Source organism: Janthinobacterium sp. GW822-FHT07H11 (genome assembly GCF_058798615.1).
On the sequence record NZ_CM179507.1, the window covers coordinates 2,963,555 to 2,987,483 of the forward strand.

The following is a 23,929-nucleotide window of genomic DNA, read 5'->3' on the forward strand; positions in this document are numbered from 1 at the left end:
ACGGCTTATCTCTTATGTTCTGATGGGGGAATAGTGTATAGGCTTACGGCAAGATTTGCTAACTAAATCACAATAGTTATCTTTATTGCACTATATTCCCGTGGTGTTGATGCTACAGGCTGGCATGCCGCGCGGCATGCCATGCCGAGGCGCCGCGCTTAAAATTGCTCATCCGCGCTCAGGTAGCGCCATTGGCCCGTCGGCAGGTCGCCCAGCTTGACCTTGCCGATGCGCACGCGCTTCAGGCCCAGCACTTTCAGGCCGACGGCTTCGCACATGCGGCGGATCTGGCGCTTCTTGCCTTCGCGCAGGGTAAAGCTCAGCTGATCTTCATTTTGCCAGCGCACCTTCGCCGGCAGCAGGGGCTTGCCGTCGAGCCACAGGCCGTGATTGAGCCTTTTCAGCTCGCTGTCGGGCAGGGTGCCGCCCTTGGTGTAGCTCACGCGCACCAGGTATTCCTTGTCGATGTCGGTGTCGTGTCCGATCAGCTGCTTGGCCACGCGACCATCCTGCGTCAGCACCAGCAAGCCGACGGAATCGATGTCGAGGCGGCCGGCCGCCACCAGGCTGCGCAGCTGTGTCGGGTGGAACTGTTCCGGGCTGCGGTCTTCCGCCCAGCGATTCTCGGCCTTGATCAGGGCCACGGCCGGCGTGTAGCCATCCTCGGCCTGGCCGCTGACATAGCCGACGGGTTTGTTGATCAGTACGGTAACGCGCTTGGATTGTTCGGCCGCCGCCTGGCGCTCGACGGTGACGCGCTGGCTGGGATAGACCTTGCTGCCCAGTTCGGACACCACTTTGCCATCCACGCGGACCCAGCCGCGCGCGATCCATTCATCGGCTTCGCGGCGGGAGCACAGGCCCAGTTCGGACATGCGTTTGGACAGGCGTAATAATTCTTCGGTCATGGTTTGTGTTTCACTAAATCAAGAAAGGTAGGCGATGCGCGTGGGGCTTACACCTTGAGCGCATCGAGTAAATCGGTTTCCAGCAATATCTGGTTGCGGGCATTGTTGAGCGCGGGACCGTCGACGAGAAACACGTCTTCGACCCGCTCGCCCAGGGTCATGATCTTGGCCGTATGCAGGTTGATGCGGTACTTGGTCAGCACGTTGGCGATCGCATACAGCAAGCCCGTGCGGTCGTTGGCGGCCACCGACAGCAGGTAGTACTGGCCTTTTTCGTCGGGCCGCAAGTCCACCGTGGGCTGGAAGGGGAAGGTGCGCGACAGCCGCGACAGCCGACCCTTGCCCGGCGGCGGCAGCGGCGTTTGCGACTGCAGCAGCTCGCCCAGTTCGTGCTCGATCAGGCTGATGATGTCGCGGTAGCTCTTGGCAAAATTCTGCTCGGTGACGAGGAAGGTGTCGAGCGCATAGCCATTCCGGGTCGTGTGGATCTTCGCGTCGAGGATGCTGAAGTTCTTGCGGTCGAAATAGCTGCAGATGCGCGCGAACAGGTCGGGCTGGTCGGAAATATACACGGCCACCTGCAAGCCTTCGCCGATGGGCGCCAACCGGCATTTTACCACCGGTGTCTTACTGTCGAGCTTGTCGTACAGCGAGCGCGTCTGCCAGGCGATGTCGGAGGCGTCGTGGCGCAGGAAGTACGCCACGTCCAGTTGCTGCCACAGCTTCTGGTGCGCGTCCGGCGGCAAGCCGTACAGGCGCAGCGTGGCCAGCGCCTCCTGCTGGCGGTTTTTCAGTACGCGGTCGGCCGTGTGCGGTTCGCCGCCCAGCACGCGCAAGGTGACCTTGTACAGGTCTTCGAGCAGCTTGCCTTTCCAGGCATTCCACACTTTCGGGCTGGTGCCGCGGATGTCGGCCACCGTCAGCAGGTACAGGCCCGTCAGGTGGCGCTCGTCCTTGACCACTTTCGCGAACGCCTGGACGACGTCGGGGTCGGACAGGTCCTGCTTTTGCGCCACTTGCGACATGGTCAGATGATTTTCCACCAAGAAAGCCACCAGTTCCGTATCTTCCGGCGACAGGCCGTGGTCCTGGCAGAACTGGGTGGCATCGGCCACGCCGAGTTTCGAATGGTCGCCGCCGCGGCCCTTGGCGATATCGTGGAACAGGGCTGCCACGTACAGCAGCCACGACTGCGAAAAATCGGCCATCAGCTGGCTGCAGAATGGGTATTCGTGCGCATGTTCGCTCATCGTGAAGCGGCGCATGTTGCGCACCACCATCAAAATGTGCTGGTCGACCGTGTACACGTGGAACAGGTCGTGCTGCATCTGGCCCACGATGCGGCGGAAATTCGGCAGGTAGCGCCCGAGGATGCTCATCTCGTTCATGCGCCGCAGCGCGTGGATGATGCCCACGGGCGCCTGCATGATGCGCAGGAACAGGGCGCGGTTGGCGGGGTCCTGGCGGAAGGCCGCGTCGATCTTGAAGCGCTCGTGCCACAGGGCCCGCGTGGCGCGCGACGTCATGCCCTTCAGGGCCGGGCGTTCCGTCATCAGCACGAAAATCTCCAGCATGGCGGAAGGAGTTTGCTCGAACGTATCGTCGGCACTGATGTCGATCAGGCTGTTGACTTCATTGAAGCGGTCGTTGATGGGCACTGGCACATTGTCTTGCGGGAACAATCGCGCCTCGATGTTTTGCAGCAGGATCGTGTTGAGCTGGGTCACCGTCTTGGCGGCCCAATAATAGCGCTGCATCAGGAATTCGCTGGCGCGGCGCATGTGCGGCCCGCTGCCCGTCGCCTGCAGGCCCAGCGATTCGGCGATGGCCGTCTGCACGTCGAACACCAGGCGGTCTTCGCGCCGTCCCGCGTGCAGGTGCAGGCGCACGCGGATATCCTTGAAGGCGCGCTCCTTTTCCATCAACTGGCGCGCTTCCGTCAGGGTGATCAGGCCACCCGTGGCCAGGGTGCGCCAGGAATTGGCCAGGCCGGCCGCCTTGGCCACCCACAGGATCACCTGCAGGTCGCGCAGGCCGCCCGGGCTTTCCTTGCAATTCGGCTCCAGGCTGAAGGCCGTGTCTTCGTACTTGGCGTGGCGCTGGCGCATTTCCGCCGTTTTTGCCTGAAAAAACGCCTGCGGGTCCATCGCCGCCTGGTAGCGCCGCTGCAGGTGCGCGAACAGGTCCGCGTTGCCGCAGACGAGGCGCGCTTCCAGCAGGCTGGTCTGCACCGTGATGTCGGCCTTCGACTCGACCATGCATTCCTCCACCGTGCGGATGCTGTGGCCGATTTCCAGGCCCAGGTCCCACAGCAGTTGCACCAGTTCCTCGAGCTTTTCCTGCGTGGCGGCGTCGGGCGCCGCTTGCAGCAGGATCAGCAGGTCGACGTCGGAGTAAGGAAACAGTTCACCGCGGCCATAGCCGCCCACGCCCACGAGGGCCGTGCCGGGCGGCAGTCCCGCTTCCTGCCAGGCGCGCGCCAGTACGCCATCGACGCTGTGGCGCAGGCTGCGCAGCAGTTTTTCAGGCTTGCCGTCGGCCTGAAAGGCCGCAATGACGACCTGGCGGTCGGCTTTCAGTTGTTGTTTCAGCTGTTCCCGAACTTGCTTTTTCATCTGGGCCTTGGTGTGGCGGTGCGCGTGGCTGGGTAAATATCAGGCTTTGCTGGCGATGAAGGCGGGCGGTGGCGGCATGCCGGGCGATACGGTCAGCACTTCATAGCCCGTTTCCGTGACCAGCACCGTGTGTTCCCACTGCGCCGACAGGCTGCGATCCTTGGTCTTGATGGTCCAGCCGTCGTTCATTTCGCGGATTTCGCGGCGGCCCGCGTTGATCATCGGTTCCACGGTAAAAATCATGCCCGCTTCCAGGCGTTCCAGGGTGCCAGGCTTGCCGTAGTGCAACACTTGCGGTTCTTCATGGAAGACCTTGCCGATGCCGTGGCCGCAGAATTCGCGCACCACGCTGTAGCCGGCTTTTTCCGCGTGCTGCTGGATGGCGTGGCCGATATCGCCCAGGTGGGCGCCCGGCTTGATCTGATCGATTCCCAGCCACATGCACTCATAGGTGATTTCCGACAGGCGCTTGGCCAGGATGGTGGGCGTGCCGACCAGGAACATGCGGCTGTTGTCGCCGTGGTAGCCATCCTTGATGACGGTGATGTCGAGGTTGACGGAGTCGCCGCTTTTCAGGACCTTGTCGCCTGGAATGCCATGGCAGATGACGTCGTTGACGGAGGTGCAGATGGCCTTAGGATACGGTGTATAGCCGGGCGGGCAATAGTTGAGCGGGGCAGGGATGGTGCCCTGTACGTTGACCATGTATTCGTGGCAAAGGCGGTCGAGTTCGCCGGTGGTGACGCCAACCTTGACGAAGGGCGTGATGTAGTCGAGGACTTCGGCGCCGAGCTTGCCGGCTACGCGCATGCCTTCGATGTCGGCGGCGGAATTGATACGGATGGTGGACATGATGTGGATCGCAATCTGAATATATTCGGGGAAAAAGCGCAGACGAGTCCTGTCGGACAAAAAAAATCTGCAAATATGCTGAAATTATAAACGAGGCGGTAGTAATGCGCGGGGGACTTCCCGGAGGGGATGATGAGACGCGGGAGGGGGCAGTGCGAAATGGGCCAAATTAGTGCGTGATGAAAAACGTGGAAGCAAAGAAGAAGGAATGTTTCACAAAATCAGAGAATGTTTTTCTTGCCGGCATCAGGGTTCGCGGCCGTTTCAGGCGAATGTGCTTCTTGCACCGAAAAATGGCGTGCAAACATGCGGCAGCCGTGCCTTTGCACCGGCCTGGTGCATGCACAATCGCCATGTAGGATAGCAACGTTTTTTTTGGAAGAACATGAAAATAATTAGCATCAAAAAAAGTGTTGTTTCTTTGATGAATCCGCTTTCGTCGATTATTGACAGTGCCGCTTTGAAAATGGTTTGATGTAGTGATGTCAAGGAAATCTTGCTGACTCGCTCACAAAGCGGGCAACGATTGGAGACACAGTCGGCAGCGTTTGATTCGAAAAGACATTAGACATAATTTTATTTCTACAAGAGCCTGACTAGATCAGTAGGTAGTATTCAAATCGGAGAACTTATGCATCAACGCACCAAGATTGCTGTCGCAGTCGCAATGGCTTTGAACTCGCTGACCGCTTTTGCTCAGGCGCAAGCCGAAGCTGAAAGCACGCAACGCGTCGAGATTACCGGCTCCCGTATCCGCCAGGTTGACCTGGAAACGGCGCAACCTGTACAAAAAATCACCGCACAGCAAATCCAGGCTACCGGCCTCATCACTGTTGGTGATATTTTGAATCAGATGACTTCGGCTGGTACGCCAGCTTTCAGCAAGGGTTCGGTACTGACTTCGAACCGCGAGCAAGGCGGTCAGTACATCGACATGCGCAACCTGGGTGCCAACCGCCTGCTGGTGCTGGTCAATGGCAAGCGCTGGACGCAATCGGTTGATGGCTATACCGACATGTCGACCGTGCCTTCGTCCATGATCGAGCGCATCGATATCCTGAAAGACGGCGCTTCGTCGATCTACGGTTCCGATGCGATCGCCGGCGTGGTCAACATCATCCTGAAGAAGAAGCTGGAAGGCGCATCTCTCAGTGTCTACAAGGGCATTAACGAAAAAGGCGACGGCAAGACCGAAGACTATTCGCTGTCGTATGGCGCGAATGGTGAAAAAGCGTCGATGATGTTCGGCATTTCGCATAGCAAGACCGAGCCAGTCTGGGCCAAGACGCGTGATATCACTTCGCAAAGCTATGGTACGGGTAACTTCTTCGGCGACAATTTTGGTGCTTCGCCATGGGGCCGCATCACGCCGATCTATACCTCCGGACCGAAGGCTGGTGCTAGCAATGCCGTTGTCAAGGAAGGTGGCTTCAACAAGATCCTGAACCATACCGGCAGTTTCGATGGTAGCGGCGTTGGCGCGGATGCACGCAATGCTGCCAATTACCATAATTACACGGGCGCGCAGGAAGATAAGTATAACTCGTCGCAGCAGATGATGTTCCAGTCTCCGACGAAATTGACCTCGATCTTTACCAAAGGCACGATCGAGTTGCCAATGGATATGCGCTTCACGACCACGGCCATGTATGCCGAGCGCAGTTCAACGCGCCAGGTCGCCGGCTATCCACTGAGCAGCCTGTCGCAGCCCAACTATCGCGTCTATATCGACAAAGATAGCTATTTCAATCCGTACGGCAGTCAAGCGGCGGCTGGTGGCGTTGGTCAGGACCTCTTCTTCTCCCGCCGTACCACCGAGCATCCGCGCGTTACCGAAAACAATAATCAGACCTTGCATATCGATGCAACGCTGGAAGGCGAATTCACGCTGCGCAACTTGCCATGGAGCTGGAGTGTTGGTTACAACCACAATTCGCTCAAAGGCGAAAACCTGAGTACGGGCAACCTGAATCTGTTGAACCTGAAGAAAGCCCTGGGGCCATCGTTCATGAATGCCGCCGGCCAAGTGCAGTGCGGTACGGCAGCGAGCCCGATTCCATTCAAGCAGTGCACGCCATTTAATATCCTGGGCGGCCCATCCGTGGTGGATGCGGATGGCTGGAATTATATCCTGGCGAATGGTCAGGGCACTTATGGCAGCACGGTCAACAGCATTACCGCCGATGTTTCCGGCGAGTTGTTCACTCTGCCAGCGGGTCCGCTCGGTTTCGCTGGCGGTATCGAGAAGCGCGACGTGCGTGGCTATGATCGTCCAGGCCAGTTCGACCAGTCCGGTTATTCGACCGACCTGGCCGCGCACACCACCGAAGGTCGTTACTCGGTCAAAGAGCTGTATCTGGAAGCAAATATTCCTTTGCTGAAAGACAAGCCATTTGCCAAGTTCCTGTCGCTGGATCTGGCATCGCGCTATTCGGACTACGACAACTTCGGTACGACGACCAACAGCAAAGCCAGCATCATGTGGAAACCTGTTGACGACCTGCTGGTTCGTGGCACCTGGGCTGAAGGATTCCGCGCTCCTGCGCTGGGTGACACCTTTGGTGGTGGTGGTCAGAGTTTCGACCCATACCTCGATCCATGCGACAGCCGCTGGGGCGTGGCTGCGCGCGATCCTGCCGTAGCTAAGCGTTGCGCAGCGACCGGCGTGCCGGCTGGCTATCGCCAGTTGAATCAATCGGGCTCGGAGGTAGGTGCTTCCGGTGCGCAATCGACGGTGCCTTTCAATACGGGCGTGGGTAACAATACGCTGACGCCTGAAACGGCAAAAACCAAGACCCTGGGCTTTGTGTATAACCCATCGTTCGTGCCCGGCCTGACGGCTAGCCTGGACTGGTTCAAGATCAGCGTGAAAAACCAGATCTCGGGCTGGAGCGCCGCTGAAATCATCGCCAATTGCGTGGAAGATAATCTGCAAGCGTATTGCCCTGACGTCACGCGTGATTCGACCGGTGCCATCATCGGCCTGTCGCGGGGTCGTATCAATAAAGGCGAGTTGTCGACCGAAGGTTTCGATATCGGCCTCGGTTATCGCCTGCCACGCACGGCATATGGTAACTTTGCCATCCGTACTGAATCGACCCTCCTGCGTTCGTTCAAGGAAAAATCGTCGGCCAAGGCGGACTGGCAAGAGTACGCAGGCGAGTTTACGTATGCCCGCCTGAAGTCGAACATCAGCCTGGACTGGATGATGGGCAACTGGAGTTCGACCCTGACCGCGCGTTACACCAGCGGCGTGAAGGATGTGTGCGTGGATACGGAAATCGAGTGCTCGAATCCGGATGCACCTGGCGTCAGCTACAATAGCCCTGCTTACAACAAGCGTGGTTCGACCACCTACATCGACCTGAACGTGGCGTATAAAACGCCGTGGAAAGGCCAGATCTCGGTCGGCGCGAACAACCTGTTTGACCGTGCTCCACGTCTGATGTACGCGGCGACCAGCCTAGGCGTTAATACTTCGTCCTCGTCGGCCGTTGACCCTAATGCGCCTATCGACCGCTTCGTCTACGTGCGTTACAACCAGGCTTTCTAATTCCGCGCTCCGCAAGGGGCACGGCATGACAGTCTGAACAAAGCCCGCCAGGTTCGCCTGGCGGGCTTTTTTTCATGGCGCGAGCGCAAGCGGGGCGCCTGGGGCGGGGCGCGCAAGGCGGACTTGAAATCCTTGCTGTTTCGGTGTAGAATCCCGGGTTGCTTGAATTCTCTTTTAAGCAATGCAGTAAAACAGTGTCTTTAATTTATATAAACACGCGAATCCGGTCGACAAGGGTGCCTGTATGGTGACTGATCGGATTCCAGACCCAACCCTGGAGTTAATAATGTCCGTAACAATGCGCGAAATGCTGGAAGCCGGTGTCCACTTTGGTCACCAAACCCGTTTTTGGAATCCAAAAATGGCACCGTTCATCTTCGGCCATCGCAACAAGATCCACATCATCAACCTGGAAAAAACCATGGCGATGTACCAGGACGCAATGAAGCACGTGCGTCAACTGGCTGCAAACCGTGGCACCATCCTGATGGTTGGCACCAAGCGTCAAGCTCGCGAAATCATCGCTGCTGAAGCGCAACGCGCTGGCGTGCCTTTCGTTGATCAACGTTGGTTGGGCGGCATGCTGACCAACTTCAAGACGATCAAGACCTCGATCAAGCGCCTGAAGGACATGGAAGCGATGGTTGAAGACGGTTCGATCGAAAAGCTGTCGAAAAAAGAAGCGCTGATGTTCTCCCGTGAAATGATCAAGCTGCAAAAATCGATCGGCGGCATCAAGGACATGGGCGGCGTTCCTGACGCAATCTTCGTCGTCGACGTCGGCTACCACAAAGGTGCGATCACCGAAGCAGCTAAACTGGGTATTCCGGTCATCGGCGTTGTCGATACCAACCACTCCCCAGAAGGCGTGAACTTCGTGATCCCAGGTAACGATGACTCCTCGAAAGCCATCATGTTGTACGCTCGCGGTGTTGCAGATGCAATCATCGAAGGCCGTGCAGCTGCCGGTAACGAAGTTGTTGAAATGGTTAAAGCAGCCGCTGGCGACGAATTCGTCGAAGTTAACGAACAGGCTTAATGGCCAGGCTATCGCAGGATAGCCGTTTGTAAGCACAGCAGTAAGGGAAAAGGGGTGGCAGCAGCTCCCCCTTTTTTTTAACAAAAAAAACGATAGTGACCGCTGGCGAGGCATGCATGCCCGGCCGCGACTATCGACTCACCGAATCAGGAGAAACACATGGCAGCGATTACAGCAGCGATGGTAGGCGAATTGCGCGGCAAAACCGACGCACCAATGATGGAATGCAAAAAAGCACTGACCGAAGCCGAAGGCGACATGGCGCGTGCGGAAGAGATCCTGCGCGTCAAACTGGGCGGCAAGGCATCGAAAGCATCGGCACGCATCACCGCTGAAGGCGTCGTGGCAACCTACATCGCCAACGGCGTAGGCGCCCTGGTCGAAGTGAACTCGGAAACCGACTTCGTTGCGAAAAACGACGACTTCCTGGCACTGGCCAACAACGCTGCCCGTCTGGTAGCGGAACACAACCCGGCTGACGTCGCTGCCCTGCTGGCCCTGCCACTCGATGGCAAGACCCTGGACGAAGTGCGCGCTGCCCTGATCGGCAAAATCGGCGAAAACATGACCATCCGCCGCTTCCAGCGTTTCGAAACCAGCGCCAAGCTGGCTTCCTACCTGCACGGTTCGCGCATTGGCGTGATCGTCGAATTCGACGGCGCCGATGAGCAAGTGGGCAAGGACGTGGCCATGCACATCGCTGCAATGAAGCCAGTGTCGCTGTCGGCGAACGAAGTTCCTGCGGAACTGATCGAAAAAGAGCGTTCGGTTGCACAACTGAAAGCTGAAGAAGACGCAGTCAAAGCGGCCGCCGAAGGCAAGCCAGCGCAATCGCCGGAAATCCTGGCCAAGCGCCTGGAAGGTTCCGTGCAGAAGTTCCTGAAAGAAGTGTCCCTGTTGAACCAGGCTTTCGTGAAAAACGACAAGCTGTCGGTTGAGCAAATGCTGAAGGCGGCTAACACCAGCGTCAAAGGTTTCGCCATGTACGTAGTGGGCGAGGGCATCGAGAAGAAGCAGGACGACTTCGCAGCAGAAGTCGCAGCACAGATGGCTGCCTCCCAGGGAGCGTAAGTAAAGCGGGCCGAGAGGCCCGTTTTTTTGGCCCGCCCGCACCTGTCGTGCCGGGCGGCGGCATGGGCAGTCCCGCGCGCCTATCCGGCGCTGCAAGGCGCTGCGCCATGTCATACTCGAATAACCTCATTTATGGAGCCCCAGCTCATGTCAAAACCAGCCTACAAGCGCGTCCTCCTCAAGTTGTCCGGCGAAGCCCTGATGGGTGATGATCCCTACGGCATCAACCGCGCCACGATCGAGCGCATGGTGGCCGATGTGGCCGAGGTGGCGAAGTTGGGTGTGGAACTGGCAATCGTGATTGGCGGCGGCAATATCTTCCGTGGCGTCGCGCCCGGCGCGCAAGGCATGGACCGTGCCACCGCAGACTACATGGGCATGCTTGCCACCGTGATGAATGCCCTGGCCCTGGCCGATGCCATGCGTCACGTCGGCATCACCGCGCGCGTCATGTCGGCCATCGGCATCGAACAGGTTGTCGAGCCCTACGTCCGTCCGAAAGCCCTGCAATACCTGGAAGAAGGCAAGGTTGTCGTCTTCGCCGCCGGCACCGGCAATCCATTCTTCACCACCGACACGGCAGCTGCCCTGCGCGGTTCCGAGATCAGCGCCGAGATCGTCCTGAAGGCCACCAAGGTCGACGGCGTCTACACGGCCGATCCGAAGAAGGATCCGAATGCCACCCTGTTCCACACGATTACCTTCGACGACGCCATCGCCAAGCACCTGCAAGTGATGGATGCCACCGCTTTCGCCCTGTGCCGCGACCAGAAACTGCCGATCAAGGTGTTTTCGATCACCAAGCCAGGCGCGCTGATGCGCGTGATTCTCGGTGAGGACGAAGGTACTTTGGTTCACGTCTAACAGACGCCATTTTAATAGTAGTTATCATTAATAACGCCTGACAAAGCCGTCGCGAGCGCAGGGGAGTTGTGGCTGGGAAGCGCAACCGTACCGAGGTACGGTGAGCATCGCAGGCCGCAAATGCCGACGCGCAGCAGGTTTTGACAGGCGTCACTACAGGAGTACGGTAATGTCCTTAGCTGACGTTAAAAAGAATGCCCAGGAACGCATGGCGAAGTCGCTGGAAACACTGAAGGCCGACCTGGCCAAGGTGCGCACCGGCCGCGCCCATACGGGTATCCTGGACCACGTAATGGTCGAGTACTACGGTTCGCCGACGGCGCTGACCCAGGTTGCCAACGTGACCTTGATCGACGCGCGTACCATCGGTGTGCAGCCGTATGAAAAAAAGATGGCCACCACCATCGAAAAAGCCATCCGCGACGCCGACCTGGGCCTGAATCCATCGGCGCAGGGCGACATGATCCGCGTGCCAACCCCGCCGCTGACGGAAGAGCGTCGCAAGGAAATGGTCAAGCTGGTCAAGAGCGAAGCGGAAGACGCGAAGATTGCCGTGCGTAATATCCGCCGCGATGCCAATGAATCGCTGAAAAAACTGGTCAAGGAAAAAGCCTGCTCCGAAGACGACGAGCGCCGCTCCTCGGAAGAAGTGCAGAAGCTGACGGACAAGTTCATTGCCGACATCGACAAGATGGTCGTCGACAAAGAAAAAGAAGTGCTGACCGTCTAGTTTTCAGCTTGCTTGGCACTGCCCGGAAAAGCATCGCTTTTCCGGGCAGTGCTATTTGGCGCATAATAGCTATCTTTTATTTTTGGCATTAGTGTTTTCATGATCTATTCGAGTTCGACAACGGCAGTACCGGAGGTGGGCACGGTGCCGCGCCATGTAGCAATCATTATGGATGGCAATGGTCGCTGGGCAACCAAGCGCTTCCTGCCCCGTGTGGCTGGCCACGTCAAGGGCGCCGATGCCGTGCGCGGCGTGGTGGAAACTTGCCTCGACCGTGGCATCGAATATCTGACCCTGTTTGCCTTCAGCTCGGAAAACTGGCGCCGCCCTGAAGAAGAGGTGTCGATGCTGATGCGTCTGTTCGTCACCATGCTCGAACGGGAAGTGGTGAAGATGCATGCCAACGATATCCGCCTGAAGGTGGTCGGCGACCTGTCGCGCTTCAATGAGCAACTGCAGACCCTGATCGCCAATGCCGAACGCAAGACGGCGCGCAACACGCGCCTGACGGTGACCATCTGCGCCAACTATGGCGGCCGCTGGGACATCATGCAGGCTGTCAATAAAATGACGGCAACGGCGATCGCCAATGGCCAGCCCGCCAGCCACGCGTATGCGGAGGAAGAGCTGGCGCCGCACCTGGCCATGGCCTACGCACCCGAGCCCGACCTGTTCATCCGCACGGGCGGCGAGCAGCGCATTTCCAACTTCCTGTTGTGGCAACTGGCGTACACTGAATTGTTTTTCACCGAGACCTTCTGGCCCGACTTCGGCGTCGAGTGCCTCGACGCGGCAATCGCGTCTTACCAGCAGCGCGAACGGCGCTTTGGCCGTACCAGCGCGCAACTAATTGAAAAGACAAACTGATGCTGAAAACACGGATAATCACCGCCCTGGTCTTGTTGGCGGTCTTGCTGCCGGTTCTGTATCTGAATTATTTCCCCGCCTTCGCCGTGATCGCCACGGCGTTCTTCGGCGCCGCCGTCTGGGAAAGCTTCCGCATCTTCAAAAATCGCCAGGCGCTGCTGATCGCGGCCGTCTGGACCGCCGCCTTCGCATATACGTTTTTTGTCGGCAACGGCATGGCCCAGCTCAATTTCTGGTTCGGGATGTGCGTGGCCATCTGGCTGATCCGCTTCGTGCCCTCGCTGGCGACGGGCTTGCCGCCCATGGAAGGCATGGGCAACACCTTGCTCAGCCTGGTGTACCCGGTGACCATCGTCGGCTGCTTCGTCGCCATCATCGCCCTGTTCCTGCATAGCCCCTTGTTCCTGCTGTCCGTGATGGCCCTCGTGTGGATCGCCGATATCGGCGCCTATTTCTCGGGCAAGGCTTTCGGCAAGCGCAAGCTGGCGCCTAGTATTTCTCCAGGTAAATCCTGGGAGGGCGCCATCGGCGGCGGCATCGCCGTGCTGGCCATCGCTGCCATCACCATCGTTGCCGCGCCATCGCTGCCCGTGCTGCAAGATACCTTTGCCGTGCAGCTGCAGCTGCGCCGCGGCTGGCCCATGGCCTTGCTGGTGCTGCTGGTGCTCGTCGCCGCCAGCATTGTCGGCGACCTGTTCGAATCCCAATTGAAGCGCCGCGCCGGCATCAAGGACAGCAGCAACCTGCTGCCTGGCCACGGTGGCGTACTCGACCGTATAGATGCCCTGATCCCGGTCTTGCCATTTGCCGCCCTGGTGGCTAGCTGGCTTTAAGGAAACTTTCATGCAATACATTACCATCCTTGGCGCTACCGGTTCGGTCGGCGTGTCCACCCTGGACGTGCTCGCGCGTCATCCCGAGCAATACAGTGTGTATGCGCTGAGCGCCCACAGCCGCGTGGTCGAACTGGCCGCCCAGTGCCTGCAATTCCGTCCGCAGCGCGCCGTCGTCGGCACGGCGGACGCCGCCCTTGAACTGACGCGGCTGCTGCGCGGGCAGGGCGTCGCTACGCAGGTCGAGTATGGCGTCGAAGCCCTGTGTGCCATCGCCAGCGCGCCGCAGGTGACGGGCGTGATGGCGGCCATCGTCGGCGCGGCCGGCCTGGCACCCACCTTGGCGGCGGCACGTGCCGGCAAGAAAGTATTGCTTGCCAATAAAGAAGCGCTGGTCATGTCCGGCCAGCTGTTCATCGACGCGGCGCACGATAACGGTGCCGTGCTGCTGCCGATCGACAGCGAGCACAACGCAATCTTCCAGTGCCTGCCGCATGCCTACGGGCGGGCGCCGGGCGCGGCCGGGGTGGCGAAGATCGTGTTGACGGCGTCCGGCGGGCCCTTCCTCACGCGCGACGTCGAGACGCTCGACAGCGTGACGCCGGACCAGGCATGCAAGCATCCGACCTGGGCCATGGGCCGCAAGATTTCCGTCGATTCGGCCACCATGATGAACAAGGGCCTGGAAGTGATCGAGGCGCACTGGCTGTTCGGCGCGCCGGCCGAGCAGATCGAGGTGCTGATCCATCCGCAAAGCGTGATCCACTCGATGGTGTCGTATGTGGACGGTTCCGTGCTGGCCCAGCTGGGCAATCCGGACATGCGCACGCCGATCGCGCACGCCTTGGCGTATCCGCAGCGTATCGCTTCCGGCGTGGCACAGCTTGATCTGGCGCAAGTTGCTACATTGCAATTCGAACGGCCCGATTTGCGCCGCTTTCCTTGCCTGGCGCTGGCCTTCGACGCCCTGCGCGCGGGCGGCACGGCGCCGACCCTGCTGAACGCGGCCAATGAAGTGGCCGTGCAGGCGTTTCTTGACGGGCAGATCGGCTTTCGCCAGATCGACCGCGTCATCGCCCATGTGATCGAGACGGTGCCGCACGGCGCCGCTTCCAGCATCGAGGCCGTGATGGAGCAGGACCGCCTGGCCAGAGCGGCCGCGCAGGCGTACATCGCCCACAGGCTGGCCGCATGACCTTGATGACCACCTTGCTGGCGTTTATTGTCGCGCTGGGCTCATTGATTACCTTGCACGAGCTGGGCCACTACCTGGTGGCGCGCTGGTGCGGCGTGAAAGTGCTGCGTTTTTCCATCGGCATGGGCAAGGTCGTGTATTCGCGCAAGTTTGGCAAGGACCAGACGGAATGGGCGATTTCCGCCTTGCCGCTGGGCGGCTACGTGAGCATGCTCGACAGCCGGGCGCAGGACCTCAGCGGCTTGCCGGAAAGCGAATTGCGCCGTGAGTTCACGCGCCAGAGCGTCTGGCGCCGCATCGCCATCGTGGCCGCCGGGCCGCTGGCCAATTTCCTCGTCGCCATCGTGCTGTATGCTGGCCTGTTCATGCACGGCATCGAAGAGCCGTCGAGCAAGCTGGGGCCGGTGGCCGAACGGACTGCCGCGTATGCGGCCGGCTTGCGCAGTGGCGACATGGTGCAGTCGGTAAACGGCAGGATGGTGGTCAGCTGGTCCGACATGCGCTGGGAACTGATCCAGGCGGCGCTTGACAAGCAGCCGGTGCGCGTCGAAGTGCGCCGGCCCGACCGCGGCCTGCAGGAGGCGACCTTGTCGCTGGACGGCCTGACGGAGGCGGACTTCGAAGGCGATGCGCTGGGCAAGCTGGGACTCACGCTGGCCCGCTCCGCGCCGATGTTGATCGAGATCATGCCGGGTGGCGCCGCCGCGCGCGCCGGTCTGCAAAAAGGCGATCAGCTGCTCGCCATCGATGGCCGGCCCGCGCAGGACGTGGCAGCCATCATCGACACCCTGAGCCGCTCGCCAGGGCGGACCCTGCAGCTGCAAGTGCGTCGTCAGGGGCGCGATCTGAGCTTGCCCATCACGCCCGACGCCGTGCGGGGCGGCGACGCAGCTGTAACAGTTGGTAAGATCCAGGCGAAGCTGGGACAGGTGCCGGATATGATCACCGTGGCATCGGGACCGTTCGCCGCCGTGGGCAAGGCGGCCACCAAGGTCTGGGATACCAGCGTGATGAGCCTGAAAATGCTGGGCAAAATGATCACTGGCCAGGTTTCGCTGAAAAATGTGACAGGACCGATCACCATCGCCGATTATGCGGGGCAGACCGCCCGCATCGGCCTGGTAAGCTACCTGAGCTTTATCGCCTTCATCAGTATCAGTCTGGGAGTGATGAATTTGCTACCCATTCCTGTTCTGGATGGCGGGCATTTGCTGTATTATTCGCTGGAAGTTTTGACCGGACGCCCCTTGCCGGAGCGCGTAGGCGAGATTGCCCAGCGCCTGGGGATCGGTCTGTTGCTGACCTTGATGGTGCTTGCCGTCTTTAATGACGTGCTGCGGCTGCTCAACTAAGGCAGTAGCCGATGCCATTGAGTGAGCCGCACAAGCAATCTTTTGTGTATGTTGTCCATTGATTTACCCATTGAATAACCCCAATGAAATTACATTCTGCTCGTTTTGCCTTGCCTTCCTTTCGCCGCAGCCTGATCGGCGCCGCCGTCATGGCCTTCTGTGCCGGCCACGCGCTGGCCGTCCAGCCGTTTACTGTCAAGGATATCCGGGTCGAAGGGATCCAGCGTACCGAAGCGGGCACTGTCTTCAGCTACCTGCCGGTGCGCGTCGGCGAAACGTTCTCCGACGAGAAGAGCATTGCCGCCATCAAGGCCCTGTACGCGACGGGTTTCTTCAAGGATGTACGCCTGGAAGTCGATGGCGACGTGCTGGTGGTGCTGGTCGAGGAACGTCCGGCCATCGCTTCGGTGGAATTTACCGGCACCAAGGAATTTGAAAAGGACGTGCTGGTCAAGGCATTGAAGGAAATTGGCGTGGGCGAGGCCAAGATCTTCGACAAGGCTTCCGTCGACCGCGCGGAACAGGAACTCAAGCGCCAATACCTGTCGCATGGCCTGTACGGCGTGAAGATCACCACCACCGTCACGCCGATCGAGCGCAACCGCGTCAACGTGGTGTTTGCCGTCGACGAGGGCGACGTGGCCCGCATCAAGCAGATCAATATCGTCGGCAACAAGGCTTTCTCGGACAAGGAGCTGCGCGAGCAGCTGGCCTTGAACACGGGCGGCTGGTTCAGCTGGTACACCAAGGCGGACCAGTATTCGAAGACCAAACTGACGGGCGATATCGAGTCGCTCAAGTCCTTCTACCTGGACCGCGGCTACATCGAGATGCAGGTCGATTCGACCCAGGTGTCGATCACGCCCGATAAAAAAGACATCTACCTGACGATCAATATCACCGAAGGCGAGAAGTACAAGATCGCCGGCACCAAGTTCGAAGGCGAGATGTTCGGCCGCGAGGAAGAACTGAAGGCCTTGAACCTGATGCGCGATGGCGACATCTATTCCGGCGCGCGCCTGACCGCCACCAACAAGCGCATCCAGGATCGCCTGGCCACCTTCGGCTATGCGTTCGCCAACGTCAATGCGAATCCGGAAATCAACCGCGAAAAGCATGAAGTGGCATTTACCTTCTTCATCGATCCGGGCAAGCGCGTGTATGTGCGCCACATGAATATTGCCGGCAACACGACGACGCGCGACGAAGTCATCCGCCGCGAATTCCGCCAGTTCGAATCGTCCTGGTACGACAGCAACAAGATCAAACTGTCGCGCGACCGTGTCGACCGCCTCGGCTACTTCAAGGACGTGACCATCGACACGCCCGAAGCGCAGGGCACGAACGACCAGGTCGACGTGAATGTGACGGTGGTGGAAAAACCGACCGGTAACTTCCTGATCGGCGGCGCGTTTTCGCAGTCGGAAAAATTCACGCTGTCGGCCTCGATTTCGCAGGCTAACTTCGCCGGCAGCGGCAACACGGTCGGTATCGAACTCAATACCAGCCATTACAGCCGCACCATCGCGTTCTCGCAAACCAATCCGTACTTCACGGACGACGGCATTTCGCGCAGCTTCGAAGTGTATCTGCGCACCACGGAACCGCCGGCGCTGAACATCGGCAGCTACAAGATCAAGCAGACCGGTGGCCGCGTCAGCTTTGGCGTGCCGTTCTCGGAAGTCGATACCGTCTTCTTCGGTATCGGTGCCGAGCGTTCGCGCATCGAGACCGATCAGACCAGCCCGCTGCGCTTCCGCCAGTACGTGATCGACAATGGCGGCCCGTCCGATGGTATCGGTTCAGCTACCACCAACGCCATCCCGCTGACGGCGGCATGGCAGCGCGACAGCCGCGACAGCGCCCTGACGCCATCGATCGGCCGCTACCAGCGCGTCAACCTGGAAGCGGACTTGATCGGTAACCAGAAATATTTCCGCGCCATCTATGAGCACCAGTATTTCCGTCCCTTGTTCAGCAAGGTGACCCTGGCGCTGAAGGGCGAGCTCGACTACGGTCATGGTATCGGCAAGCACGTCTATCCGGTCTTCAAGAACTTCTACGGCGGCGGCATCGGTTCGGTGCGCGGCTACCTGAGTTCCTCGCTGGGTGCGGTCGAGCCGAATACCAATGACGCCCTGGGCGGCGCGTCGCGCCTGATCGGCAACGCGGAGCTGCAGATGCCATTCCCCGGTTCGGGCAATGACCGCAGCCTGCGCTGGTTCGGTTTCCTCGACGGCGGCCAGGTGTACCAGGAAGGCGAAAAAATGCGGATCTCGCAATTGCGCTATTCTGCTGGCTTGGGGATCAGCTGGATTTCACCGGTGGGCCCGCTCAAGCTGAGCTATGCCAAGCCGCTGAATGCCAAGCCGACGGACCGCCTGGAGCGCTTCCAGTTCCAGATGGGCACGGGTTTCTGACCGGCCATCTGTACCTGGCGCCAGCTTTCACTTTTTGACCATGGAGTATCATGAACACCGCATCCGCTACCCTGCCCAAGTCCCTTGCCGTGATCGCATTGTGCTGGAGTTCGCTGTTGCCGGTGCAGGCGCAGGCTCAGGAGTCGAAGATCGCCTGGATCAGCAGCGAACGTATCTATAACGAATCGAGGCTGGCCAAGCTGGCCAGCGCCAAGCTGGCGGAGGAATTCCGCACGCGCGAAAAAGCCGTGCAGGAACTGGCCAGCCGCTTCAAGGTGGCCAACGAGGCGCTGGAAAAGGACATGCCGACCCTGAGCGAGGCGGAGCGCGCCAAGCGCCAGCGCGAGTTTTTCGAGCTGGACAAGGAACTGCAGCGCCGCCAGCGCGAGTTCCGCGAAGACTTGAGCCAGCGCACGAACGAAGAGCGCAGCGCCATCGCGGAAAAAGCCAACACCATCATCCAGCAGATGGCGCATATCGAAGGATATGACATCGTGCTGCAGGAAGCCCTGTGGGCCAGTCCGCGCATCGACATCACCGACAAGGTCCTGAAGGCGCTGGACAAGTAATCGAAATGGTTTTAAGCCTGCCGGTGCATGCGCTGGCAGGCGTACTTATAAAGGTAATCAGATGGGCACTCGACTAGGAGAATTGGTCGAACGCTTCGGCGGACAGTTGGCGGGCGATCCCAATCTGGAAGTTTCAGGGATCGCGCCGCTGGCCGACGCCGGCGCTTCGCACATCAGCTTTCTCAGCAACAGCAAATTCCGCGCGCAGGCCGCCAGCAGCGGCGCCGCTGCGCTGATCCTCACGCCGGCCGACGACGCGCTGATCGGCGTTGAATACGCCGGCGCGCGCATCGTCACACCGAATCCCTATGTGTATTTCGCGCGCGCGGCGCAATTTTTCGCCGCCCTGCATGAAATCAAGGCGCCAGCGGGCATTCACCCGAGCGCCGTGGTCGATGCGGGCGCGCAGGTCGACGCCAGCGCTTCCATCGGCGCCAACGCCGTGATCGAGGCGGGCGCCGTGATTGGCGCCGGCTGCGTCATCGGTCCCGGCTGCGTGGTGGGCCGCGACGCCGTCATCGGTGCCGGCACCGAGCTGTTCGCCAACGTGACTTTCCACGCGCGCTGCGTGATCGGCCAGCGCGGCATCATCCATTCGGGCGCCGTGATCGGCACCGACGGATTCGGCTTCGCCAACGAAGGCGGCGTGTACATCAAGATTCCGCAGACGGGCAGGGTGGTGATCGGTGACGATGTCGATATCGGCGCCAACACCACCATCGACCGTGGCGCACTGGCCGACACCATCATCGAGGATGGCGTCAAGCTGGACAACCAGATCCAGATCGGCCACAACTGCCATATCGGCGCGCACACGGCCATGGCCGGCTGCGTCGGCGTGGCCGGCAGCGCCATCATCGGCAAATACTGCACCTTTGGCGGCGCCGCCATGGTGCTCGGTCATTTGACGATCGCCGACCGCGTCCACGTCGGTTCGGGCAGCATGGTGTCGCGCTCGATCGCGGAGCCTGGCCAGTACACGGGTTTTTATCCGCTGGCCAAGAACGCCGACTGGGAAAAGAGCGCCGCCATCGTGCGCAACCTGTCAAGCATGCGCGAGAAGATCCGCGCGCTTGAAAAAACAATGAAAACACTGACCACGCAAGACGAAAAATGACTACTGAAAAAAAGACCCTCGACATCCTGGCCATCAAATCGCTGCTGCCGCACCGCTACCCGCTGCTGCTGGTGGACCGCGTGCTGGACTGGGAAGCGAACAAGACCATCACCGCCATCAAGAACGTGACGGTCAACGAAGAGTTCTTCCAGGGCCACTTCCCGCATAAACCAGTCATGCCCGGCGTATTGATGATCGAAGCACTGGCGCAGACGGCGGCCTTGCTGTCGTTCCTGTCGATGGGCGTGAAACCGGACGAGAATTCCGTGGTGTACTTTGTCGGCATCGACAATGCGCGCTTCAAGCGTCCCGTCGAGCCGGGCGACCAGCTGAAGATGGATGTGGAAATCCTGCGCGTCTCGCGCGGCATCTGGAAGTACAAGGCGGTCGGCTCGGTCGACGGCAAGGTTGCGCTGGAAGCGGAACTGATGTGCACCATCCGCAGCGCGCAGGATGCGAGCCAATCTGCGAGCCAGCCAGCGGGGCAGTGATGGCGGCCATCCACTCCACGGCGGTCATCGATCCCCGGGCTGAGCTCGACAGCTCGGTCGAAGTGGGCCCGTATTCCATCATCGGCCCTCATGTGCGCATCGGCGCCGGCACCAAGGTCGGCCCCCATGTTGTGATCGAAGGCCATACGACGATAGGCACGGACAATCATCTGTTCCAGTTCTCGTCCATCGGCGCGCAGCCGCAGGACAAGAAATGGGCGGGCGAGGCGACGCGCCTGGAAATCGGCGACCGCAACACCATCCGTGAATTTTGCACCTTCAACACGGGCACCGTGCAGGGCGGCGGCGTGACGCGCCTGGGCCATGACAACTGGATCTCGGCCTATGTGCACCTGGCGCATGACTGCCAGGTGGGTAGCCACACGATCTTTTCGAACAACGCCCAGCTGGCGGGTCATGTGGAAATCGGCGACTGGGTCATCATGAGCGGCTTCGCCAATGTGCACCAGTTCTGCAAGATCGGCGCGCACGCCTTCGTCGGCATGAGCACCAGCCTGACGCAGGACGTGCCGCCATTCGTGCTCCTGAACGGCAATCCGGCCGCCGCCCATGGCGTGAATATCGAAGGCCTGAAGCGTCGCGGTTTTACGCGCGAGCAGATCAACGGCATCCGCACCGCATATAAACTGATCTATCGCTCGGGACTGACCCTGGAAGAAGCCAAGGCAGCCCTGTTCGAAGAAGAAGCGGCATCACCGCCCGAGGTGGCGCAACACATTCGCGCCATGCGCGAATTCCTTGGCGTGGCGTCGCGTGGCATCGTCCGCTGACCGGAGCAGCGACCTGTCGGTCGCCATCGTCGCCGGCGAGGTGTCGGGCGATTTGCTGGCCAGCCGGCTGCTGTCCGGCCTGGTGCCGCAGCTGCCCGGCGCCCGCTTCCACGGCATCGGCGGCGAGCACATGGCCAAACAGGGCTTTGTTTCGGACTGGCCGCTGGACAAGCTGACCGTGCGCGGCCTGTTCGAGATCATTCCCCGCTACCGTGAAATCAAGGGCATCCAGAATGCGCTGCGCGACCAGTTGCTGGCCGAGCGGCCCGCCGTCTTCATCGGCGCCGACTATCCCGGCTTCAACCTGGGACTGGAGCAGCAGCTGAAGGAAGGGGGCATCCCCACCGTGCACTACATCGGGCCGCAGATCTGGGCCTGGCGCGGCGGGCGCATCAAGAAAATCATCAAGGCCGTCTCGCACATGCTGGTGATCTTCCCGTTCGAGGAAGAAATCTACCGCAAGGCGGGCGTGCCCGTCACCTACGTCGGCCATCCGCTGGCCGAGATGATCCCGCTGCAGCCCGACGAAGCGGCCGCGCGCCGTGTCCTGGGCTTGCCGGAAGACGCGAATGTCGTGACCCTGATGCCGGGCAGCCGCATGGGCGAACTCAAATACAATGCGGTGGCCTTTGTCGGCGCCTGCAAGCTGCTGCTGGCGCGCGACCGCTCCTTGCGTTTCGTCGCGCCCATGGCCGGCGAAAAGCAGCGCCAGTACTTCCTGCAGCTGATTGCCGAAGCGGGCCTGCAGGACGTCGAGATCCTGCTCACCGACGGCGGCTCGCACACGGCCATCTGTGCCGCCGATGCGGTGCTGGTGGCATCCGGCACGGCCTCGCTGGAAGTGGCGCTGTACAAGAAGCCCATGGTCATCGCCTACAAGATGATGCGCGCCTCGTGGGAAATCATGCGCCACATGGGCTACCAGCCGTGGATAGGCTTGCCGAATATCCTGGCGCGCGACTATCTGGTGCCCGAACTGCTGCAGAACGCGGCCAGCCCGCAAGCGCTGGCCGACGCCATGTGGCAGCAGCTGAGCGACGTGCCGGGCCGCTTGCGCCTGGTGCAGCGTTTTACGGACATGCATCTCAGCCTGCTGCGCGACAGCGCGCAGGAAAGCGCGAATGCGGTGATGCAGGTCATCGCCGCCCACCGCAAGTAAATCCCGATCACCGCTTCAAGCGCATTACCAACCAAAGATTCAACGTGAAAAATATCTATCCCGGCCTGTTTGACGACTTGCCATTCTCGCTCGATGAAATCATCTGCGGCGTCGACGAGGCAGGGCGCGGTCCGCTGGCCGGCCCCGTGTTCGCCGCCGCCGTGATCCTCGACCCGAACCAGCCCATCGACGGCTTGCGCGACTCGAAAAAGCTCACCGAAGCCAAACGGGACCTGCTGGCGCCGCAGATCAAGGCCAAGGCCCTGGCCTGGGCCATCGCGGAAGCGTCGGAAGAGGAAATCGACCGCCTGAACATCCTGCAGGCATCGATGCTGGCCATGCGCCGCGCCGTCGAGGCTTTGAGTACCGTGCCGACACTGGCCCTGATCGACGGCAACCGCTGCCCCGTGATGCCGATACGCGGCATGGCCATCATCGGCGGCGACGACAAGGTCGATTCGATTTCCGCCGCCTCTATCCTGGCCAAGACGGCGCGCGACGCGGCCCTCGTGCACCTGCATGCGGCCTATCCCGAGTACTGCTTCGACCAGCACAAGGGCTATGGCACCAAGCTGCACCTGGAGCGCCTGCACCTGCACGGCGCCTCTCCCGTGCACCGCCGCTCGTTCGCGCCCGTGCGCAACGTGATCGCCCTGTTCGGTGGACAAGAGGTGGTGGCATGAAGACGATCACCTCGCGCGACAACGCGCAATACAAGGAGCTGCTGAAACTGGCGGGCAGTTCGCAGGCGCGCCGCAAGTCGGGCCGTACCTTGCTCGACGGCGTGCACCTGTGCCAGTCGTACCTGCAGCTGCGCGGCACGCCGGAGCAGTGCATCGTCAGCGAAAGCGCCTTGCAGAACCCCGAGGTGGCGGACATCGTCGGCCAGCTGGAAAGCCAGCGCGCGCACGTGCTGGGCTTGCCCGACGCGCTGTACCACGCGGTGAGCCAGGTCGAGCACGGCGTGGGCGTGATGTTCCTCATCGAGACGCCCGAACGGGCCGTCACGCAGCCCCTGAGCGTGTCGGCGGTGCTGCTCGATAACCTGCAAGACCCGGGCAATGTCGGCTCCATCCTGCGCAGCGCGGCCGCAGCCGGCATCACGCAGGTGTACTGCAGCGCCGGCACGGCCTTCTGCTGGTCGCCGAAAGTGCTGCGCGCGGCAATGGGCGCGCATTTCGTGCTCGAGATCTTTGAAAACGTCGACCTGGCGGCGCTGGTCGCCGGCGCCAAGGTGGCGACGCTCGCCACCAGCGGCTATGCCACCCGGCGCCTGTATGACGTCGACCTGCGCCAGCCCGTCGCCTGGCTGTTCGGCCACGAAGGGCAGGGCGTGGCCGACGACTTATTGTCGATGGCGACGCACCAGGTGGTGATTCCCCACCAGGGCCAGATCGAGTCGCTGAACGTGGCCGCCTGCGCCGCCGTCTGCTTCTTCGAGCAACTGCGGCAGAACCAGTAGCGGGAAATGCAACGGGGCCGCCATGGCCCCGTTTTTTTTCC

20 protein-coding genes are annotated in these 23,929 nt (G+C 60.6%); 17 read left to right on the plus strand and 3 right to left on the minus strand.

Features of this window, described 5'->3' with window-relative positions; all coding sequences use genetic code 11:
- Positions 1-158: 158 nt before the first annotated feature.
- Genes AC3RCJ_RS13305 through map form a run of 3 tightly spaced genes read right to left on the minus strand, consistent with a single transcriptional unit; the run spans position 159 to position 4,375 of the window.
- Positions 159-908: a pseudouridine synthase gene (locus AC3RCJ_RS13305; RefSeq protein ID WP_289915539.1), complete on the minus strand. Its 750-nt coding sequence runs from the start codon at positions 906-908 to the stop codon at positions 159-161.
- A 47-nt stretch (positions 909-955) separates the two neighbouring features.
- Positions 956-3,523, minus strand: coding sequence for a [protein-PII] uridylyltransferase (locus AC3RCJ_RS13310; protein WP_492958847.1), 2,568 nt, complete (start codon positions 3,521-3,523; stop codon positions 956-958).
- 39 nt (positions 3,524-3,562) lie between these two features.
- Positions 3,563-4,375: a type I methionyl aminopeptidase gene (gene map, locus AC3RCJ_RS13315; RefSeq protein WP_492958849.1), complete on the minus strand. Its 813-nt coding sequence runs from the start codon at positions 4,373-4,375 to the stop codon at positions 3,563-3,565.
- 631 nt (positions 4,376-5,006) lie between these two features.
- On the opposite strand from map, the gene AC3RCJ_RS13320 reads away from it, so the two are divergent.
- From AC3RCJ_RS13320 to AC3RCJ_RS13400, 17 genes are all read left to right on the plus strand, one after another.
- The gene (locus AC3RCJ_RS13320) at positions 5,007-7,928 is read left to right on the plus strand and encodes a TonB-dependent receptor domain-containing protein (protein ID WP_492958851.1); all 2,922 of its coding nucleotides are present in this window, start codon (positions 5,007-5,009) and stop codon (positions 7,926-7,928) included.
- A 286-nt stretch (positions 7,929-8,214) separates the two neighbouring features.
- Positions 8,215-8,967: a 30S ribosomal protein S2 gene (gene rpsB / locus AC3RCJ_RS13325; RefSeq protein WP_086145236.1), complete on the plus strand. Its 753-nt coding sequence runs from the start codon at positions 8,215-8,217 to the stop codon at positions 8,965-8,967.
- A gap of 159 nt (positions 8,968-9,126) precedes the next feature.
- Positions 9,127-10,038: a translation elongation factor Ts gene (gene tsf, locus AC3RCJ_RS13330; RefSeq protein ID WP_492958853.1), complete on the plus strand. Its 912-nt coding sequence runs from the start codon at positions 9,127-9,129 to the stop codon at positions 10,036-10,038.
- Between the two features lie 147 nt (positions 10,039-10,185).
- Positions 10,186-10,902, plus strand: coding sequence for a UMP kinase (gene pyrH, locus AC3RCJ_RS13335; protein WP_076569768.1), 717 nt, complete (start codon positions 10,186-10,188; stop codon positions 10,900-10,902).
- 169 nt (positions 10,903-11,071) lie between these two features.
- Positions 11,072-11,632, plus strand: a complete 561-nt coding sequence (gene frr / locus AC3RCJ_RS13340) for a ribosome recycling factor (RefSeq protein WP_492958856.1) — start codon at positions 11,072-11,074, stop codon at positions 11,630-11,632.
- A gap of 99 nt (positions 11,633-11,731) precedes the next feature.
- Positions 11,732-12,499: a polyprenyl diphosphate synthase gene (uppS, locus tag AC3RCJ_RS13345; protein ID WP_492958858.1), complete on the plus strand. Its 768-nt coding sequence runs from the start codon at positions 11,732-11,734 to the stop codon at positions 12,497-12,499.
- On the plus strand, positions 12,499-13,332 hold the full coding sequence (locus AC3RCJ_RS13350) for a phosphatidate cytidylyltransferase (protein ID WP_492958860.1): 834 nt from the start codon (positions 12,499-12,501) through the stop codon (positions 13,330-13,332). The genes uppS and AC3RCJ_RS13350 overlap by 1 nt, the downstream gene beginning before the upstream one ends.
- 10 nt (positions 13,333-13,342) lie before the next feature.
- Positions 13,343-14,527, plus strand: a complete 1,185-nt coding sequence (gene ispC, locus AC3RCJ_RS13355) for a 1-deoxy-D-xylulose-5-phosphate reductoisomerase (RefSeq protein WP_492958862.1) — start codon at positions 13,343-13,345, stop codon at positions 14,525-14,527.
- A complete protein-coding gene (gene rseP / locus AC3RCJ_RS13360) occupies positions 14,524-15,879 on the plus strand; it encodes an RIP metalloprotease RseP (protein ID WP_492958864.1) in 1,356 nt (451 codons plus the stop codon). Before ispC ends, rseP begins: the two co-directional genes overlap by 4 nt.
- Before the next feature lie 83 nt (positions 15,880-15,962).
- On the plus strand, positions 15,963-18,299 hold the full coding sequence (bamA, locus tag AC3RCJ_RS13365; protein ID WP_492958865.1) for an outer membrane protein assembly factor BamA: 2,337 nt from the start codon (positions 15,963-15,965) through the stop codon (positions 18,297-18,299).
- A 50-nt stretch (positions 18,300-18,349) separates the two neighbouring features.
- Entirely contained in the window at positions 18,350-18,868 is a 519-nt protein-coding gene (locus tag AC3RCJ_RS13370) for an OmpH/Skp family outer membrane protein (protein ID WP_492958867.1), read from the plus strand.
- Between the two features lie 61 nt (positions 18,869-18,929).
- Positions 18,930-19,985 (plus strand): UDP-3-O-(3-hydroxymyristoyl)glucosamine N-acyltransferase, encoded by a 1,056-nt coding sequence (gene lpxD, locus AC3RCJ_RS13375; protein ID WP_492958869.1) that lies wholly within the window; start codon positions 18,930-18,932, stop codon positions 19,983-19,985.
- Positions 19,982-20,476 carry a 3-hydroxyacyl-ACP dehydratase FabZ gene (gene fabZ / locus AC3RCJ_RS13380; RefSeq protein WP_071077748.1) on the plus strand — a complete coding sequence of 165 codons (495 nt, stop codon included), beginning with the start codon at positions 19,982-19,984 and terminating at the stop codon, positions 20,474-20,476. The genes lpxD and fabZ overlap by 4 nt, the downstream gene beginning before the upstream one ends.
- A complete protein-coding gene (lpxA, locus tag AC3RCJ_RS13385; RefSeq protein WP_492958871.1) occupies positions 20,476-21,267 on the plus strand; it encodes an acyl-ACP--UDP-N-acetylglucosamine O-acyltransferase in 792 nt (263 codons plus the stop codon). The genes fabZ and lpxA overlap by 1 nt, the downstream gene beginning before the upstream one ends.
- On the plus strand, positions 21,251-22,426 hold the full coding sequence (lpxB, locus tag AC3RCJ_RS13390; RefSeq protein ID WP_492958873.1) for a lipid-A-disaccharide synthase: 1,176 nt from the start codon (positions 21,251-21,253) through the stop codon (positions 22,424-22,426). The genes lpxA and lpxB overlap by 17 nt, the downstream gene beginning before the upstream one ends.
- Positions 22,427-22,470: 44 nt before the next feature.
- Positions 22,471-23,109, plus strand: a complete 639-nt coding sequence (gene rnhB, locus AC3RCJ_RS13395; protein ID WP_426055891.1) for a ribonuclease HII — start codon at positions 22,471-22,473, stop codon at positions 23,107-23,109.
- The gene (locus AC3RCJ_RS13400; RefSeq protein ID WP_492958876.1) at positions 23,106-23,888 is read left to right on the plus strand and encodes a TrmH family RNA methyltransferase; all 783 of its coding nucleotides are present in this window, start codon (positions 23,106-23,108) and stop codon (positions 23,886-23,888) included. Before rnhB ends, AC3RCJ_RS13400 begins: the two co-directional genes overlap by 4 nt.
- Positions 23,889-23,929: the final 41 nt, after the last annotated feature.

Excerpts from the sequence above, each read along its gene's own strand:
- AC3RCJ_RS13305 (WP_289915539.1), bottom strand. The coding sequence starts at position 908 with ATGACCGAAGAATTATTACGCCTGTCCAAACGCATGTCCGAACTGGGC.
- AC3RCJ_RS13310 (WP_492958847.1), bottom strand. The coding sequence starts at position 3,523 with ATGAAAAAGCAAGTTCGGGAACAGCTGAAACAACAACTGAAAGCCGAC.
- map (WP_492958849.1), bottom strand. The coding sequence starts at position 4,375 with ATGTCCACCATCCGTATCAATTCCGCCGCCGACATCGAAGGCATGCGC.
- AC3RCJ_RS13320 (WP_492958851.1), top strand. The coding sequence starts at position 5,007 with ATGCATCAACGCACCAAGATTGCTGTCGCAGTCGCAATGGCTTTGAAC.
- rpsB (WP_086145236.1), top strand. The coding sequence starts at position 8,215 with ATGTCCGTAACAATGCGCGAAATGCTGGAAGCCGGTGTCCACTTTGGT.
- tsf (WP_492958853.1), top strand. The coding sequence starts at position 9,127 with ATGGCAGCGATTACAGCAGCGATGGTAGGCGAATTGCGCGGCAAAACC.
- pyrH (WP_076569768.1), top strand. The coding sequence starts at position 10,186 with ATGTCAAAACCAGCCTACAAGCGCGTCCTCCTCAAGTTGTCCGGCGAA.
- frr (WP_492958856.1), top strand. The coding sequence starts at position 11,072 with ATGTCCTTAGCTGACGTTAAAAAGAATGCCCAGGAACGCATGGCGAAG.
- uppS (WP_492958858.1), top strand. The coding sequence starts at position 11,732 with ATGATCTATTCGAGTTCGACAACGGCAGTACCGGAGGTGGGCACGGTG.
- AC3RCJ_RS13350 (WP_492958860.1), top strand. The coding sequence starts at position 12,499 with ATGCTGAAAACACGGATAATCACCGCCCTGGTCTTGTTGGCGGTCTTG.
- ispC (WP_492958862.1), top strand. The coding sequence starts at position 13,343 with ATGCAATACATTACCATCCTTGGCGCTACCGGTTCGGTCGGCGTGTCC.
- rseP (WP_492958864.1), top strand. The coding sequence starts at position 14,524 with ATGACCTTGATGACCACCTTGCTGGCGTTTATTGTCGCGCTGGGCTCA.
- bamA (WP_492958865.1), top strand. The coding sequence starts at position 15,963 with ATGAAATTACATTCTGCTCGTTTTGCCTTGCCTTCCTTTCGCCGCAGC.
- AC3RCJ_RS13370 (WP_492958867.1), top strand. The coding sequence starts at position 18,350 with ATGAACACCGCATCCGCTACCCTGCCCAAGTCCCTTGCCGTGATCGCA.
- lpxD (WP_492958869.1), top strand. The coding sequence starts at position 18,930 with ATGGGCACTCGACTAGGAGAATTGGTCGAACGCTTCGGCGGACAGTTG.
- fabZ (WP_071077748.1), top strand. The coding sequence starts at position 19,982 with ATGACTACTGAAAAAAAGACCCTCGACATCCTGGCCATCAAATCGCTG.
- lpxA (WP_492958871.1), top strand. The coding sequence starts at position 20,476 with ATGGCGGCCATCCACTCCACGGCGGTCATCGATCCCCGGGCTGAGCTC.
- AC3RCJ_RS13400 (WP_492958876.1), top strand. The coding sequence starts at position 23,106 with ATGAAGACGATCACCTCGCGCGACAACGCGCAATACAAGGAGCTGCTG.